This window comes from Neobacillus soli NBRC 102451, assembly GCF_001591665.1.
Lineage (GTDB): Bacteria > Bacillota > Bacilli > Bacillales > Cytobacillaceae > Neobacillus > Neobacillus soli.
The window spans coordinates 1-16762 of record NZ_BCVI01000051.1 but is presented as its reverse complement, the minus strand read 5'-3'; the positions used below and the strand labels follow the sequence as shown (position 1 = coordinate 16762).

At 39.5% G+C, this 16762-nt stretch carries 17 protein-coding genes and 1 riboswitch; of the genes, 12 read left to right on the top strand and 5 right to left on the bottom strand.

Features of this window, described 5'->3' with window-relative positions:
• The first annotated feature begins 3 nt into the window (after positions 1 to 3).
• From BSO02S_RS17165 to BSO02S_RS17125, 9 genes are all read left to right on the top strand, one after another.
• Complete coding sequence (locus BSO02S_RS17165; RefSeq protein WP_066070051.1) at positions 4 to 1080, top strand: carbamoyl phosphate synthase small subunit; 1077 nt, start codon at positions 4 to 6, stop codon at positions 1078 to 1080.
• Positions 1067 to 4303 (top strand): carbamoyl-phosphate synthase (glutamine-hydrolyzing) large subunit, encoded by a 3237-nt coding sequence (gene carB / locus BSO02S_RS17160; RefSeq protein WP_066070048.1) that lies wholly within the window; start codon positions 1067 to 1069, stop codon positions 4301 to 4303. Before BSO02S_RS17165 ends, carB begins: the two co-directional genes overlap by 14 nt.
• Complete coding sequence (gene argF, locus BSO02S_RS17155) at positions 4287 to 5255, top strand: ornithine carbamoyltransferase (RefSeq protein WP_066070044.1); 969 nt, start codon at positions 4287 to 4289, stop codon at positions 5253 to 5255. The genes carB and argF overlap by 17 nt, the downstream gene beginning before the upstream one ends.
• A gap of 79 nt (positions 5256 to 5334) precedes the next feature.
• Positions 5335 to 6546 carry an argininosuccinate synthase gene (locus tag BSO02S_RS17150; RefSeq protein ID WP_066070041.1) on the top strand — a complete coding sequence of 404 codons (1212 nt, stop codon included), beginning with the start codon at positions 5335 to 5337 and terminating at the stop codon, positions 6544 to 6546.
• Between the two features lie 204 nt (positions 6547 to 6750).
• Complete coding sequence (gene argH, locus BSO02S_RS17145; RefSeq protein ID WP_066070039.1) at positions 6751 to 8127, top strand: argininosuccinate lyase; 1377 nt, start codon at positions 6751 to 6753, stop codon at positions 8125 to 8127.
• 86 nt (positions 8128 to 8213) lie between these two features.
• A riboswitch (SAM riboswitch) is annotated at positions 8214 to 8330 on the top strand.
• 107 nt (positions 8331 to 8437) lie between these two features.
• On the top strand, positions 8438 to 9676 hold the full coding sequence (locus BSO02S_RS17140) for a homoserine dehydrogenase (RefSeq protein WP_066070036.1): 1239 nt from the start codon (positions 8438 to 8440) through the stop codon (positions 9674 to 9676).
• Between the two features lie 167 nt (positions 9677 to 9843).
• Positions 9844 to 11064 (top strand): glycosyltransferase, encoded by a 1221-nt coding sequence (locus BSO02S_RS17135; protein ID WP_066070034.1) that lies wholly within the window; start codon positions 9844 to 9846, stop codon positions 11062 to 11064.
• 33 nt (positions 11065 to 11097) lie between these two features.
• Positions 11098 to 11781 carry a glycosyltransferase gene (locus BSO02S_RS17130; RefSeq protein WP_066070031.1) on the top strand — a complete coding sequence of 228 codons (684 nt, stop codon included), beginning with the start codon at positions 11098 to 11100 and terminating at the stop codon, positions 11779 to 11781.
• A 266-nt stretch (positions 11782 to 12047) separates the two neighbouring features.
• The gene (locus tag BSO02S_RS17125; protein WP_066070026.1) at positions 12048 to 12521 is read left to right on the top strand and encodes a DoxX family protein; all 474 of its coding nucleotides are present in this window, start codon (positions 12048 to 12050) and stop codon (positions 12519 to 12521) included.
• 86 nt (positions 12522 to 12607) lie between these two features.
• Here the strand turns inward: BSO02S_RS17125 and BSO02S_RS17120 are convergent, their stop codons facing one another.
• From BSO02S_RS17120 to BSO02S_RS17115, 3 genes are all read right to left on the bottom strand, one after another.
• On the bottom strand, positions 12608 to 12793 hold the full coding sequence (locus tag BSO02S_RS17120; protein WP_066070023.1) for a YfhD family protein: 186 nt from the start codon (positions 12791 to 12793) through the stop codon (positions 12608 to 12610).
• Positions 12794 to 12921: 128 nt separating this feature from the next.
• Positions 12922 to 13056: a YfhE family protein gene (locus BSO02S_RS26445; protein ID WP_084375066.1), complete on the bottom strand. Its 135-nt coding sequence runs from the start codon at positions 13054 to 13056 to the stop codon at positions 12922 to 12924.
• A gap of 126 nt (positions 13057 to 13182) precedes the next feature.
• Complete coding sequence (locus tag BSO02S_RS17115; RefSeq protein WP_066070020.1) at positions 13183 to 14091, bottom strand: TIGR01777 family oxidoreductase; 909 nt, start codon at positions 14089 to 14091, stop codon at positions 13183 to 13185.
• 77 nt (positions 14092 to 14168) lie between these two features.
• Between BSO02S_RS17115 and recX the strand changes: the two genes are divergently transcribed.
• Positions 14169 to 14987: a recombination regulator RecX gene (gene recX, locus BSO02S_RS17110; protein WP_066070016.1), complete on the top strand. Its 819-nt coding sequence runs from the start codon at positions 14169 to 14171 to the stop codon at positions 14985 to 14987.
• A gap of 4 nt (positions 14988 to 14991) precedes the next feature.
• On the opposite strand, the gene BSO02S_RS17105 is transcribed toward recX, so the two are convergent.
• On the bottom strand, positions 14992 to 15669 hold the full coding sequence (locus tag BSO02S_RS17105) for an SDR family NAD(P)-dependent oxidoreductase (protein ID WP_066070013.1): 678 nt from the start codon (positions 15667 to 15669) through the stop codon (positions 14992 to 14994).
• A gap of 89 nt (positions 15670 to 15758) precedes the next feature.
• Here BSO02S_RS17105 and BSO02S_RS17100 point away from each other — a divergent pair, with 89 nt between their 5' ends.
• Positions 15759 to 16082, top strand: a complete 324-nt coding sequence (locus BSO02S_RS17100; RefSeq protein WP_066070011.1) for a YfhH family protein — start codon at positions 15759 to 15761, stop codon at positions 16080 to 16082.
• Positions 16083 to 16142: 60 nt separating this feature from the next.
• Here BSO02S_RS17100 and BSO02S_RS17095 read toward each other — a convergent pair whose 3' ends face one another.
• Entirely contained in the window at positions 16143 to 16319 is a 177-nt protein-coding gene (locus tag BSO02S_RS17095) for a small, acid-soluble spore protein K (protein ID WP_066070009.1), read from the bottom strand.
• A gap of 127 nt (positions 16320 to 16446) precedes the next feature.
• On the opposite strand from BSO02S_RS17095, the gene BSO02S_RS17090 reads away from it, so the two are divergent.
• A complete protein-coding gene (locus BSO02S_RS17090; protein ID WP_066070007.1) occupies positions 16447 to 16716 on the top strand; it encodes a YfhJ family protein in 270 nt (89 codons plus the stop codon).
• Positions 16717 to 16762: the final 46 nt, after the last annotated feature.

Genomic DNA, 16762 nt, shown 5'->3' with positions numbered 1-16762 from the left:
ATTTTGCAGAATGGTTACCTTACTTTGGAAACGGGGGAAGTATTTGAGGGGGTACTAATTGGTGCAGAAAAAGATTCACTCGGAGAAGTCGTTTTTAACACGAGCATGACTGGATACCAAGAAATCATCACCGATCCTTCCTACGCTGGGCAAATTATCACCTTTTGTTATCCGATTATTGGAAGTTACGGGATCAACGTCATGGATGATGAAAGCATTACACCAGCACTATCAGGTGTAGTCATTGGCGATTTATGTGAAACACCAAGCCATTATCAATCCGTTAATAAATTTTCTGAAAAACTAAAGCAGGCTGGAGTTCCAGGTATTGCGGGGGTAGACACAAGGCTCCTCGTAAAAACTATCCGCAGCCGAGGAACAGTTAAAGGATATTTAAGCAGAACAAAGGAAACAGAATTTGATAAAACTGAAAAAGCTCCATTATGGGTGGAAAAAGTATCAACAAAGAAAACACAATTTTTCAAAAACAGAGGACCACATGTTGCACTAATTGATTACGGCTTTAAAAAATCGATTCTCAATGCCCTTTTAGCAGAAAATTGTGCGGTTACGATTGTGCCTTACAATACTCCTTATGAAAAAATTAAAGCTTTGAATCCAGATGGTGTTCTATTAAGCAATGGACCTGGCGATCCGATGGAACTAAAAAAATGGTTTCCGGATATCAAAAAAATTACTCAAGCATATCCAACACTTGGAATCTGCCTCGGACATCAGCTTATAGCCCTTGCTTACGGGGCCAAAACAGAAAAACTTGCCTATGGACATCGTGGCGGCAACCATCCAGTTAAGGAATTAACTACTGGAAAGGTAAAAATCACAGCCCAAAATCACGGCTATGTTGTCGTCGATGAAAGTATTAATGAAAACATTTTTCATGTCACCTACCGCAATGTCAATGACAAATCGATAGAGGGTTTAACACATCAAACCTATCCAATCCAAACCGTTCAATTTCATCCGGAGGCTCATCCGGGACCAAGTGATACAGAATATATTTTGAAAGACTTTGTTAACCAGTTAGCTTCATTAGGAGAGACAGTTTATGCCGCTAAATAAAAACTTAAAAAAAGTCCTTGTCATCGGATCTGGCCCGATTGTGATTGGCCAGGCAGCGGAATTTGATTATGCCGGTACACAGGCGTGTATTGCCCTTAAAGAAGAGGGAATTGAGGTTGTTTTAATCAATAACAACCCAGCGACGATTATGACAGATGAGACAATAGCTGACAAGGTATATATTGAACCGCTTAACGTGGCAACAATTGAAAAAATCATCCAAAAAGAGATGCCAGATGGTGTGATCGGGACCCTTGGCGGTCAAACAGGCTTAAATTTAACCGTTCAGCTCTATGAAAAGAAAATTTTAGAAAAATACAAGGTGAAACTTCTTGGCACCTCTGTTGAGTCCATTAAAAACGGTGAGGACAGAGAAAAGTTCCGTAACCTGATGCTTCAAATCGGCGAACCAATTCCTGAATCAGCGATTATTCACAGCTTGGAAGAAGGGGTATCCTTCGTAAAAGAAATTGGCTTCCCCGTCATTATTCGCCCGGCCTATACGCTTGGGGGAGATGGCGGCGGCTTTGCCTATACCGATGATGAACTTGAAACGGTTCTGAAAAAAGGCTTGGCGGCTAGTCCAATTGGGCAGGTACTGGTAGAGAGAAGTATTAAAGGCTGGAAGGAAATTGAATATGAGGTAATGAGAGACGCAAATGATACATGCATCATTGTTTGCAATATGGAAAATATGGACCCTGTTGGCGTTCATACGGGGGATTCTATCGTCGTTGCTCCATCGCAAACATTAACAGATGTCCAATATCAAATGCTTCGTAATTCTTCTATAAAAGTTATCAAAGAATTGGAGATTATCGGTGGCTGTAATATCCAGTTCGCGCTCCACCCGGAATCCAATCAATATTACATTATTGAAGTAAACCCGAGGGTAAGCCGTTCATCGGCACTTGCCTCAAAAGCAACTGGTTATCCAATTGCTAGAATGGCAGCGAAATGTGCGGTTGGATATCATTTAGATGAGATTGTGAATCCGATAACTGGTACTACCTTTGCTTCATTTGAGCCAGCGATTGATTATATTGTGGTAAAACTACCCCGTTTTCCTTTTGATAAATTTCCTGAGGCGGACCGCACATTAGGAACACAAATGAAGGCAACTGGGGAAGTGATGGCGATTGACCGGACGTTTGAAGGGGCCTTAAATAAAGCCATTCGATCGATGGAAATGAATGTTTACGGTCTTTGCCTAGACGTCAATAAGTCCTTAAATAAGGCGTCCCTGTTTGAACTTCTTGAAAAAGCAAATGATCAAAGGCTATTCGTCATTGCCGAGGTCTTCCGAAGAGGGATTACACTTGAAAAAGTTCAGCAGTTGACAGAAATTGACCCATGGTTTTTGCATAAAATTAGCTCAATCGTTGCATTAGAATCAGAACTTGCTGCCTATGAATGGAGCAATGTTCCATTAATGCTGCTAAAAGAAGCAAAACGAAATAATGTTGCTGATAAGCTATTATCACAAATTTTCCATATTCCAGAGAGTCAGGTCAGAAATAAGTGGAAAGAACTTAACTGGAAACCAGGCTATAAGATGGTTGACACTTGTTCCGCAGAATTTGATGCCGTTACACCTTACTATTATTCGACATGGCTTGGCTTTGACGAGGTGGAAATTACCAGCAAGAAGAAAATTCTAGTCATTGGTTCTGGTCCGATTCGAATTGGCCAGGGAATTGAATTTGATTACTGCTCGGTCCATGCGGCAAAAGCCCTCAAGAAGAAAGGCTACGAGGCAGTGGTCATTAATAACAACCCGGAGACTGTTAGCACAGACTATTCAGTAGCTGACCGACTTTACTTTGAACCACTAGCGGCGGAGGATGTCCTTCATGTCATTGAAAAAGAAAAAGTTGACGGTGTTTTGATCCAGTTTGGTGGTCAAACGGCAATTAATTTAGCGCATGCCTTAGAAGAAGAGGGCGTCAAAATATTAGGAACAACCGTTAAAAACGTCGACCGCTTAGAGGATAGGAAAGAATTTTATCAACTGCTTGAGGACCTAAACATACCGCATATTGAAGGGAAATCTGTGTCCCATCCCGATGAACTAATGGCAGCAGCAGCCACTCTTGGCTACCCTGTCTTAGTGCGCCCATCCTACGTCATTGGCGGCCAAGCAATGTTTACGATTTTTTCCGTAGAGGAATTAAGTCAATATATCGCTCAGTTAGAGAAAAATTCACAAGCATCGATGTGGCCATTATTAGTAGATAAATATTTGCCAGGACTAGAGTGTGAGATTGATGTCATTTGTGATGGGAAAAATATTGTGGTCCCAGGGATTTTTGAACATATCGAAAAGGCTGGCGTCCATTCCGGTGATAGTATATCGGTGTTCCCGCCGATTTCCATACCTAAAAAAACAAAAGAAACAATTATTGAGTATGCAGAGAAAATTGCTAAATCAGCGCCAGTCATTGGGATGATGAACATTCAATTCGTTATCTATGATGATCAAGTCAATGTGCTTGAAGTAAACCCTCGATCATCGCGAACGGTGCCGATCATTAGTAAGGTAACAGGAATTCCAATGATTGAATGGGCGACAGGTGTCCAATTAGGGGATTTGTTAAGCGATTTATCAAACAATCAAGGATTATTGCCAGAACCTAAATACTTTTCTGTGAAAACACCGGTGTTTTCTTCGAGTAAGCTTAAAGGTGTTGACCATGTGCTTGGACCAGAAATGAAATCAACGGGTGAAGCACTTGGAATGGGGTTGAACTATCAAGAGGCACTCCATAAGTCAGTTCCTTCTATGGTTGAAGATTCGGAAAATAATTACATTTTTTGTTCAATTTCTGACCGGGATAAAACTGCAAGTCTACCAATTATTAAGGAACTTCTCAAAACCAACTATAGGATTGCAGCTACAGCGGGCACCGCATTATTTTTCCAAAGCCATGGAATTTCTATTGAAAGAGTAATCAAGGATGACGGAGATGTAAATGAACTTTTCCGAAAACAGTCCATTAAATTAGTAATTAATATACCGAATCAGGGACGCAAAAAACATAAATTTGGTTTCCAAATTCGTGAGCAAGCTGTCCGCTACAAAATACCTGTATTTACACACCTTGATACCATCGAAGCAAGTATTGGCTTGCAAAATCATTCGCTTTCAGATTACGAAGTACGGACCGTTAGTGAGTATTACAATTTTGAAGAAAGAGGTGCTATTCATGTTAGAAGCAATTAAATGGAACGAGAATAAACTTCAATTTAAGGGAAAAGACTTTTTACAGCTTTCCGATTTCAGTACAGATGAAATTCTGTATTTACTCAATGAGGCGATAGAGTTAAAGGCACTGCAAAAGGCTGGGAAACCACACCCATTTTTAAGCGGTAAAGTATTAGGAATGATTTTTGAAAAATCCTCCACCCGTACAAGGGTATCATTCGAGGTCGGTATGCTCCAGCTTGGCGGCCATGCTATTTTCCTAAGCTCTAAAGATATTCAGCTTGGAAGAGGAGAAAGTATTTCCGATACTGCCAAAGTGTTATCCCGCTATGTCGATGGGATTATGATCCGAACCTTTTCACACGATTCGGTAGAAGAATTAGCAGAGCATGCAACTGTTCCTGTTATTAATGGTTTAACGGACCTGCACCATCCTGCCCAGGTATTAGCAGATTTACTAACCATTCTTGAGCATAAAGGTAAGTTAGCTGGTTTAAAGCTGTGCTATTTAGGCGACGGCAATAATAACATGGCCCATTCGCTGATGGAGGGGGCTGTGAAAGTGGGAATGGATGTCAGCATTGCCAGTCCACCTGGATATTTACCTGATGGAAAAATTACTGAAAAGGCAATCAAAACTGCAAAGCAAACAGGATGTACGATTATGATTACCAATGATCCAATTGAAGCAGCTAAAAATGCGGATGTAATCGTGACAGATGTTTGGACCAGCATGGGTCAGGAGGAAGAAACTTCAATGCGTTTGCAGGCGTTTGGAGAATTTCAAGTGAATGCGGAATTGTGCAAATATGCGAAAGATGATTTTATTTTCTTGCATTGTCTGCCGGCACATAGGGAAGAAGAGGTAACTGGAGAGATCATTGATGGCCCCCATTCCGTTGTTTTTGATGAAGCAGAGAACCGTTTGCATGCCCAAAAGGCAATTTTAAAACTTTTATTATCAAAATAGTTTCATTTTTTATGCGAGTTGTTGTATAATAATTCTATTGTTTGAATAAAAATTCACAACTGACATAAGGAGAATTGAGATGACAAAGGAAAAAATTATTTTAGCCTATTCAGGCGGTTTAGATACATCGGTATCCGTGAAATGGATTCAGGAAAAGTATGGTTATGACGTGATTGCATTAGGTCTAGATGTAGGTGAAGGAAAAGATTTAGAGGCGATTAAAAACAAGGCGTTGAATGTTGGCGCGATTAAAGCCATTATGATTGATGCGAAAGAATTGTTAGCTAAAGAATATATTCTCCCAGCCTTAAAGGCTAACTGTTTATATGAAGGGAAATATCCGTTATCGTCGGCATTATCTCGTCCGTTAATTTCAAAATTATTGGTGGAGGCTGCTGAAAAAGAGGGCGCAGCTGCTGTTGCCCATGGCTGTACTGGTAAAGGGAATGACCAAGTTCGCTTTGAAGTTTCCATTCAGGCATTAAATCCGAGTTTAAAGGTGGTTGCTCCTGTTCGTGAATGGGGCATGACCCGTGATGAAGAAATAGCCTATGCAGAGGAAAACAATATTCCAATTCCTGTTGATTTAGACAATCCATTTTCGATTGATGCTAACATTTGGGGACGTGCCTGTGAGGCCGGCGTTCTTGAAGATCCATGGGCAGAGGCACCGGAGGCAGCTTTTGATTGGACGAATCCTATTGAAAAGACGCCGGATGCAGCAGAATATCTGGAAATCGAATTCGTTCAAGGTGTCCCAGTTGCCCTTAATGGCGAACAGCTTCCATTGGTTCAATTAATCGAAACCTTAAATGAGATTGGCGGTAAGCACGGGGTTGGCCGTATTGACCATATCGAAAATAGATTAGTAGGGATTAAATCCAGAGAAGTCTATGAAAATCCTGCCGCGTTAATTTTAATCAATGCTCATAAAGAATTAGAATTTCTAACCTTGACTCGTGAGGTTACTCAATTTAAAACACAGGTTGAACAGCAAATGGCAAAGATTATCTATGAAGGACTTTGGTATTCACCAATAAAACCTGCACTTGATGCCTTTATTGAGGAAACGCAAAAGACCGTTTCAGGCACCATCCGTGTCAAGCTTCATAAAGGGCATCATACGGTTGTCGGCCGTAAATCGCCGTACAGTCTGTACAACGAGGAGCTTGCGACCTATGCAAAAGGCGACGCCTTTGATCATAATGCGGCGGTTGGCTTCATTAAACTTTGGGGTCTGCCGACGAAAGTTTATTCTGAAGTTAATAAAAAAGAATCAGTTCTAAAATAAATTAGAGTGCCCCCGAAGATTGCATTTCGGGGGTAGCCTGTATATTTTTGTGATTCGCAAATATAAGGGGAAAATTCGCAAATAAACAGGCTGAATTCGCAAATAAAACCTGCCGATTCGCAAATAAAAGGCCGATAATCGCAAATAAAAATTTTTTCATGCGAAAATACACAAAAAAAGCCCAGTTCGAAGGGAGAAAAACACATGTCTAAGCTATGGGGCGGACGTTTTACAAAAGAAACGAATAAATTGGTCGAAGAATTCACTGCTTCTATCTCTTTTGATCAAAAACTTGCAAAAGAGGATATCGCGGGAAGCCTTGCTCATGTGCAAATGCTAGGTGAATCCGGCATTATTCCAATGGAAGATGCTCAACAGATTAAGAGTGGACTTCTTTCTATTAAAACGATGGTAGAAAATAACGAGGTTGAGTTTTTAGTAGCAGACGAGGATATTCATATGAATATTGAAAAGCTTTTGATTGAAAAAATTGGTTCAGTGGGGGGGAAACTACATACCGGACGCAGCCGAAATGACCAAGTGGCCACAGATATGCACCTATATTTACGAACAAAAACGACCGAACTGATTAAATTGCTAGAAGATGTCCAGCAGGCATTAATCGGGCAAGCGAAAGAAAATGTACACACGTTGATTCCAGGCTATACACATCTGCAACGTGCCCAGCCTGTCTCGTTTGCCCATCATTTAATGGCCTATTTTTGGATGTTTGAACGTGATAAGGAGAGACTAATAGATTCTTTGAAACGGGTTAACTGGCTTCCACTTGGTTCAGGTGCATTGGCAGGGACAACATTTCCAATTAACCGTGAACGTGTCGCTGAACTGCTAGGCTTTGAAACGGTGTATCCAAACAGTATGGATGCTGTCAGCGACCGCGATTTTATCCTTGAATTTTTGTCGATTGGTTCGATTATTATGACGCATATTTCCAGGCTTTCTGAAGAGCTTGTTATTTGGTCAAGCCAGGAATTTCAATTTGTGGAGTTGGATGATTCGTTCTGCACAGGTTCAAGTATTATGCCGCAAAAGAAAAATCCGGATGTCCCAGAGCTGCTGAGAGGAAAAACTGGCCGCACATACGGCAATTTGATTGGATTGCTAACTGTGCTTAAAGGCTTGCCACTCGCCTATAATAAGGATTTACAAGAAGATAAAGAAGGTATGTTTGATACGGTGGAAACGCTGGAAGGGTCATTAATGCTATTGGCACCGATGATCGAAACAATGACCGTGAACAAGGACGTCATGCGTAAGGCAATTAACAATGACTTTTCCAACGCCACAGATATCGCCGATTACTTAGTTAGAAAAGGCTTGCCGTTCCGTGAGGCCCATGAAATCATTGGAAAAATTGTTTTATATGCGATTCAGACTAATAAATTTTTGCTAGATTTAAGTCTCGAAGAATACCAGGAGTTCAGTCCATTATTTGAAGATGATATATATAAGGTACTGGCCCCTGAACATGTGGTAGCCGTTCGGAACAGCTTTGGCGGAACAGCACCAGAGCAGGTGATAAAGCAAATTAAGCTGGCTGAAGGGAAACTTCATAAATAAACTGATAAAAGAAACTATTGACATTGACAGAAAATTTAGCTAATATTCTTTTTATAACTTGGAAATTTAATGAAAAATAAATAAAACTCTTATCCAGAGCGGCGGAGGGACTAGGCCCGATGAAGCCCGGCAACCATCAAGGTAATTAATCCTTGAAAAGGTGCTAATTCCTGCAGGTTATTCGTTAACCTGACAGATAAGGGGAGGAAACTACCCTCTTCTTATGAAGAGGGTTTTTCCTATTTATAAGATATTAATATAAGCAAATTGCTCTTGTTAAGTCTAATACGAATTGAAGGGGTGGATAGACATGTCGGTCATTAAAGTGGCAATCCTTGGTTTTGGTACGGTTGGTGAAGGGGTTTATCGGACGATACAATCCCACGAGGAAGAGCTTGCGTCTGTTTTAGGAAAAAAGGTTGAGGTTGCTGCGGTCCTCATCAGAAACAAGGAAAAGGATAGAAACATTAATGAAGATGTTTTGGTTACCACAGATTTTAAAGAAATTCTATGCCTGCCGCAGCTTGATGTTGTGGTTGAAGCTATTGTCGGTAAAGAACCGCCCTTAACATTTTTAAAAAAGGCAATCGAGCGGGGCTGTCACATTATTACGGCTAATAAAGAAATGTTCGCTCATCATGGGAAGGAACTGTTAAAGCTTGCACAGGAAAATAAAGTTTCTGTTGGCTTTGAAGCGACGGTAGCAGGCGGAATTCCAGTTATTCAAACGCTAGGGCAGTTGTTAAAAATTAACCGCGTCCAGCAGGTTCAAGGAATTTTAAACGGGACATCGAATTTTATCCTAACCGAAATGCGTGAAAAGAAGCAGTCATTCGCACAAGCCTTACTGCAGGCCCAGAAGAACGGCTTTGCCGAAGCGGACCCAACAAATGATGTTGAGGGATTTGATGCCTTTTATAAAACCATGATCCTAAGCAGAATTGCTTTTGGGGAGGAACCGAATTGGCAGGATGTCGAGCGGGAGGGGATTACTTCGGTAACTCGTGATTTAATCGATGCAGCTGAAAAGCTGGGTTTAAGATTTAAACATGTTGCAAGTATTAATAGGGAGGGCGGTCAAATAACAGGAAGCGTTCAACCTGTACTTGTCGGCAAGGAGCATCCCTTTTATCATGTGGAAGGGGTAGAGAATGCTGTTAATGTCCATTCCGATATTGTGGGAAGAATTACCTTGCAGGGACCGGGGGCAGGGATGTTTCCAACAGCGAGTGCAATCATCGAAGATTTGGTCTACGTCTGCCAAAATCATTACCACGATAGAAGTTTCAAACAAATGGCAGCTGTTCCAATTGAACAGAAAAAGGGGCAAATCAGCGAAACATGGTTAGTCCACGGCCTTACCAAGACAAAGATCAACCCTTTAATCACATGGCTTGATCAGGCTTCTGTGGACACCTTTATCATTAGGGCGGAAAAGAAAGATGTTGTGGAGCTTGCTAATCAACAGGAAGACCTTGTTTATTTTCCATTCCTAGGGGAATATCAGTCAGCAATTAAATTAAAGCCGAAAGCCTTATCAGCCTTATAGGAAAAATCAAAATGAACGCTATTTATTTAAAAGAAGCATCTCGGTGCTCTTTTTTTTATGGTTATTATTATTTCTGCCCCCAAAACTAGGGAAGAGTTTAGTCAAATTCGATTGGTATACATATTGTGTAAAAGCTTGACCAAAAGGAAAATTGAAGAGGGTGCATCATGTTAGACTCAAGCACAGAAAGAAATGACTACCAAGATATTGAAGTAAGTATCATTATTCCATCATTTAACAAGTATCCACTAAATTTATTTACTCTTTATTCACTTGAACTCCAAACCTTCAATGCTGCTAAAATGGAGGTAATTTTTCTTGATGATGCGTCAACAGACAAAACCGAAGAAAATCTAAGAAACTATTCCCCGCCCTTTCATTTTAAGTACATTCGCACAAAAGAAAAGCTTGGAAGAGCGCAGGTGAGAAATGTAGGCATCCGTTCCTCAAGGGGGAGCGTTCTGATTTTTCTGGATGCGGAAATGATAACTGAACCCGACTTTGTCGAAAATCATTATAAGTATCACCAATCCAAACCTAACCTAATTTTGTCCGGGGCGATGCATACTAAAGTTCTTTATTCATGTCTGTTCCCCGATTTCTCCAAGCGTAAAATAAACACCATTTCAGACATAACAAAGAATTATCAAGAAATATATACGCGATACCAGGATGCTAAATATTCCCTTGATGAGCCCTATCCATTATTAGATAAACGTGATATTGCCAGAAAAACCTTCAAGGATCTAGCGGTAAAAGGATACCCGTGGTTTCAGCAGATAACAAAAAACTTTGATGCTGATTTGGAAGGGTTTGCGTTTCCTTGGATGGCATTTATAACAGCTAATGTTTCTACACGCAAAGAGTTTATTGTTCATGCAGGGATGTTTGATGGAGGATTTCTCCATTATGGTTATGAAGATTGGGAATTAGGCTACCGCTTATATAAAATGGGCGCCGAATTTATGGTGACTAGTGAGGTGCAGGCATACCACCAAGAGCATCCTGTTGGGGAAGGAAAATGGAAAGAAGCAGTTGGGAATTTTGGCCTCTTTACGATCAAACATCATGACATCGATGTCCTTATTCTTGGCCTGGAGCTTTCCGGTCTTACAAACCTATTAATGATGAATAAGGTATTAAAGGAATACAAATTACTCGTAAATTCAAACCATGAACGGCTTCAAAGGTTCCAGGAGAAATTCATCATCATCCTTGAAACAATCATCCTTTTCCTCGAAGTTGATATCCCTCACACCAACATCTTAGGAGCTTCAGGCTTTGACTCAGAAGCTAGAAAGGAGCTCCAAGATGATATCTATGATCTTAAAGCCATAAATAAGTATAAAAATTTAACCTATTTTTTAGAAAAAATTATGAGCGTTTAAAAGCATTTCTTACTAGTTAGAAGGGGTGAAAAAGTGGTTTCTATTATTACTTGTACGATACGAGAAGAGTGTATCGATAATGTATTCAAAAATTTCCAGCAGCAAACTTGGAAGGATAAAGAGCTAATTATTATTTTGAATAAGGATTCAATGGACATTGACCGATGGATCAGGAAGGCAGAGACCTATCGTAATATCCAGGTATATCAACTACCAGAAAAAGCGACTTTAGGCGATTGCTTAAATTTTGGGGTGATGAAATCGAATGATGCTTTTATCGCAAAATTTGATGACGACGACTATTATGGCCCCGACTACATTACTAATGGAATGGATGCTTTTAAGGATAAAAATATTTCGATTGTCGGTAAAAGCTCCTATTATATTTATTTTAAAAATAAGAGAGCGTTGATTCATGTTCGAGGGACAAAAAATTCCATTACCGACACTGTTGCCGGTGCCACATTAATGTTTAGAAAAGAAGTATTCCATAACGTTCGATTTAAAAAGGTGAATCGGGCGGAGGATTATTATTTCATTGAACAATCTAAAAAAGCAGGTTTTCAGATCTACTCCACGGATCACCATCATTTTGCGGTCATCAGGCAAGAACCAGAAAAACACACCTGGAAGATTTCCGATGAGAATCTTATGGAATGGGGAAGAGTAGTTGCTTATACGGATGACTTTCAATCCTTTGTGTCAAAAAAGAAATGAAGTTAAATTGAGGTGGCATCATGATTTGAATGCCACCTCTTCACATTCTGTTCAAATTTCTAACATTAATATGTTAAGAAACTGTGAAAGTCGTTGTCATTTCAGTAAGGGCAGAGTATATTATAAGTGTAGAGAGGATAGTGAAACAATTCACAAACCTCAATACAAGATACAGCTAGCTGATAAGCCCCTCATCGAAAGGGGAAAAAATTCATTTATATTAATTTGTGAAATAATTCACAAAAAATTAATGGGAGATGATTCTGATGAGATGGTACAAAACCCCTCAGTCAGCAGTTGTTTGGACAGTATTAAGAGTTTGGCTAGGATTACAATGGATTGAAGCAGGCTATCATAAATTAACAGGCGGGTTTGATGCAGGAGGATTTTTAAAAGGGGCACTTGCAAATGCAACAGGTGATCACCCAGCCGTACAAGGCTGGTATGCCGACTTCTTAACTCAATTCGCCGTTCCAAATGTTCAAATCTTCAACGTTTTGATTCCTTGGGGAGAATTACTTGTTGGACTTGGTTTAATCGTCGGTTTAGCAACCATTCCAGCCCTAATTGCAGGAGCCTTTATGAACCTAAACTTTATGCTTGCAGGAACAACTAGCACTAACCCAATTCTTTATACAGCAGCAATGGTTCTATTATTCGCCGGTGCAGGAGCATACTTGTTCGGAATTGACCGTTACACTGTTCCATTTATCAAAGGCTATTTCAAAAAGGTCATATAAAAGCAGCAAAAGCTGCACAACGGTAGTCAAAAGAATTAGCAAAATTAGTTTTAGGAAGCAGGGCAAAACCTGCTTCCATTTTCATGTTATTTTTTACGGTTATTTGCGCGCTGGTTAGCTGCATTTGATCGTGCCTGCGCCTCAAGGTCGGCATGATCAGCTAGTTCTTGCGAATATTCTACATCAATTCCATCCGACTTCATGTTCTTTGGCACCTGTGGAAGTGACCCTTTATTTTTATCCCGTGATTTCTGTCCGCGTGAACGACCCATTGCCAAAAACCCCTTTCATTGAAAGCTTTTAGAGAGTTGATTGCTCTCCATTATAGCTTTTACAATTCGAAAGGTTGTCATGAATGGAAAAAAACGGCTTCCACTTAATTCATACGCACCCGACTTGACTAAAGTCTTGTTTTTCTGTCAGTATAACCGCCAGCACGATCTGCCATTTTAAATTCACGTTGATAGGATACTTCCTGCATACTTGATAAAGTGTATTTCCCTCTATCCTTATCCTTTTTCTTCTTTTCCGCCATTTTGCTCATTCCTTTCAACATTTTTTGTTAATCGTCATCAAGCTTAGTGGTAAAAGTCAAAGTCAAAAGCACTTTATGTACCATTTTCCATTTTTACCTTTAACGGAAGGAATGATACTAAAAACTTTAAGAAAATATATTTTTTAACGCATGATTGAGTTCAGGATATTTAAATTGGTATCCGAATTCTAATAACTTATTTGGTAAAACCTTTTGACCGTCAACAACCAATGTACTCATTTCGCCAAGCAATAAGCGGAGGGCAAAGCGAGGAACTGGAAGCCAATGGGGCCGATGTAATACCGATGCAAGTGTTTGACCAAATTCATTCATTGTGGCAGGCTGTGGAGCTGTAAAATTAACTGGACCATGGATGTTCTCATTTTCAATAATATAGCCAATCCCCTTCACGACATCATTAATGTGAATCCATGACATCCACTGTTGTCCATTTCCAAGTGAACCGCCGATAAATGATTTATAAGGGAAAGCAATTTTTGAAAGGGCTCCTTCCTGTTTATCGAGGATAATGCCAAACCGACAAAAAACAGTGCGAATTCCTAACTGAGAAGCCTTGTTTGCTTCGTTTTCCCATTGTTTCACCGTATTTGCCAAGAAGTCATTTCCTAATCCATGCTCTTCATTTTCAGTAAATACTTTTTCTAAGGATGTTCCGTAAATACCTATCGCACTTGCATTGATAAAAGCCTTGGGCTTACGGTCTAATTTATTCATTATGTTTAACAAAGCTTTCACTGCGTCTAGACGACTGTTTAATATCTTACCTTTTCTATTTTCTGTCCAATGACCACTATTAATCGATTCACCGGCAAGGTTGATAAAGATATCTGTATCTTGAAGATCATTGAGTGGGTTTGCCTTGTCGTTCAGCCACTGCAGATAGCGTACTTTGCTGCTGCCTTTTACGGATACCACATTTCTTGTTAAAATAACAACCTGATGATTATTTTCCACCAATTCTTTTACTAGCGCCTTTCCAACAAAACCTGTGCCGCCTGCGATGGCAATTTTCATTTTTTACCGCCCCCTATTTACCTTAATAGTACAATAAATAATGAAGAATATGGTAAAGTAATCTTGAGGTGAATGACATGGCCATTATTACAAAAATCACCACACAGCGGAAAAATCAAGACCGTTTTAATATTTTTATGGATTACGGCAAGGGTAAGGGTGAGGAATATGCCTTTAGTGTCGATATTGAAGTTTTAATCAAATTTCAATTGAAAAAGGGAATGGAGCTTGACGATTTTTCCTTTTTGGAAATCCAGTATCAAGATGATATTCGCAAGGCATATAACTTAGCCATCAATTACTTGGCTAGGAGGATGAGAGCGGAGAAGGAAATAAAAGATTATCTCATTCAAAAGGAAATTGATGAACCGATTATTAATGAAATTCTGCATAGATTAATCGCTCAGAAGTACATAAATGATGAGGAATATGCTTTCGCTTATGTTAGAACGCAAGCCAATACAACCTATAAAGGCCCTAATGCAGTAAAAAGGGAGTTAAAGGAAAAGGAAATTGAAGAAAGAATCCTTGTCAAAGCTTTAAAGGAATTTCCGTTAGAACAGCAGATTGAAAAGGCAACCAAGATAAGCGAAAAGTTTTTTCAAAAGAATGCAAAGGAATCGCTGAAAATTCAAAAGCAAAAACTTGAGAATTTGCTACTTAGAAAAGGATTTTCTTATGAAGTCATTAATATTGCCGTTAATGAAACCGAAGTGAATAAAGATAATGATGAGGGAATGGAGGCTATCAGATTTCAGGGTGAAAAGGCCGCCCGGAAGTATAATAAATTCAGTGGCTATGAGTATGAGCAGAAGATGAAGCAAGCATTATATCGGAAAGGTTTTTCGATGGACCTGATTGAAAAGTTCCTCTTAGAAATAGAAAATCATGACTAAAGCGTCATGATTTTTTCGTATCAATAATAATCGTGTCTTGATCCATTTGTTGGATAATAGTTTCTGCGACTTCCTTTGCAGAGCTAAGGCGTGATTTGTCTTTAATATGGTCGCTTTCATCCCAAAAAGGGGTGTCCATACCGCCCATATAAACTGCATTAAATTTAATTTTGCTTCCTTCGTATTCTTTCTGCAGGCTTTCGGTAAATCCCCTTACGGCAAATTTGCTCGCAACATAAACCGCTTCATTTACTTTCCCACGCAAACCAGCGGTGGATATAATATTCATAATTCGTCCTTCGTTATTTTTCAGAATATACGGCAAGAATGCCTTTGTCATTAAAATCGTCCCTAAAACATTCGCAGTTAACATTTCAGTTATTTGTTGTTCATTCATTTCCAAAAATGGTCCGAAATGGCCAACACCAGCATTATTTATCAATCCGTAAATCACATATAAATGGCTAATTTGTTCTGCCATTTTCGAAACTTCCTGAGCATTTCGAATATCTAATTGAAGAATATCAGCTTTTCCGCCATCTACTTCAATTTCCTGTTTAGCCTTGATTAATTTTTCAATCGTTCTTCCGGTTAATAATAGGTGATAGCCCTGTTGTGAGTAAAGCCGAGCCAATTCCTTTCCTAAACCAGAACCGGCCCCAGTTACGATAATTGTTTTCATTGAAAAGCCTCCTTTATCATTTGTTCTTTCTTTCTTTATTTTATAAATATAACTATACTAAAATAAAGAGATAAATGGGAGTGAAAAAGATGCAGCAGGAGAAACGCTACAGTGAAATGACCGAACATGAGTTAAGGCAGGAAATTGCTATGGTTCAAGAAAAAGCACGAAAGGCAGAACAAATGGGGATGGTTAATGAGTTTGCAGTGCTCGAAAGAAAGGTACAAATGGCCAAAGCATACTTGATAAATCCTGATTCGTTTAAACCTGGGGAGATTTACGAATTAGAAGGCGATCCTGGACAATATTTTAAAATTGATTATATGAATGGCGTTTTTGCATGGGGTTACCGGCTTAAGGGTGATGGAAAAGAAGAGGCTTTACCAATATCGCTATTAAAATGGTTGAAATAATCAGAGACAAACCAGAGAATCATTCTCTGGATTGCCTCTTTTTTAGAGTGCTGCCGCTTTTTATTTATAAACCTGAGGCGATTCATCATCACGCTCACCAGATGCACGCATCCGCTCTTGCGGATGTGTATTGATTGTGCCGTCTGCCCTTGTAGACGCATATTCAGCTTTCGCCCGCGGTTCTCCCTCGAGCTTGTTATTATTTTGATTAGGGAAATTCGTTGCTTTATTTCTCATGATATACCTCCATTTTGGGAATGAGAAACACGTGCAAAGCAAAGCATTCTCAATGCTTTCCACGTACCGTTAGTATCGCCTTTTACTGAAGGGTTATGATAAAAATAAATGGTAAAGAGGTGATGACGTGAACGATTATCATGAAAGATTAACAAAACAGCTATTGAGTAAAAATAATCAACTATCCTATAGCCAGGCACGAACTTGGGTGGAGCTTCTCTGGGAGGATTTTGAAACCACCTATGCAAAAGCTGGCAGAGAGTACAAGGGCAGTGAAATAGCAGAAAGAATTGTAAAGCAATGGATTGAAAGCTACGGGGATAAGCTACATGAATTTGCCGCTAAAAATCCTAAATATAAGCAATATTTAAATCAGGAAAAGAATAAATCAAATTAAAAAAGTGAGTGAATATCCCTTAAATACTTACTATCAAAGAAAACTG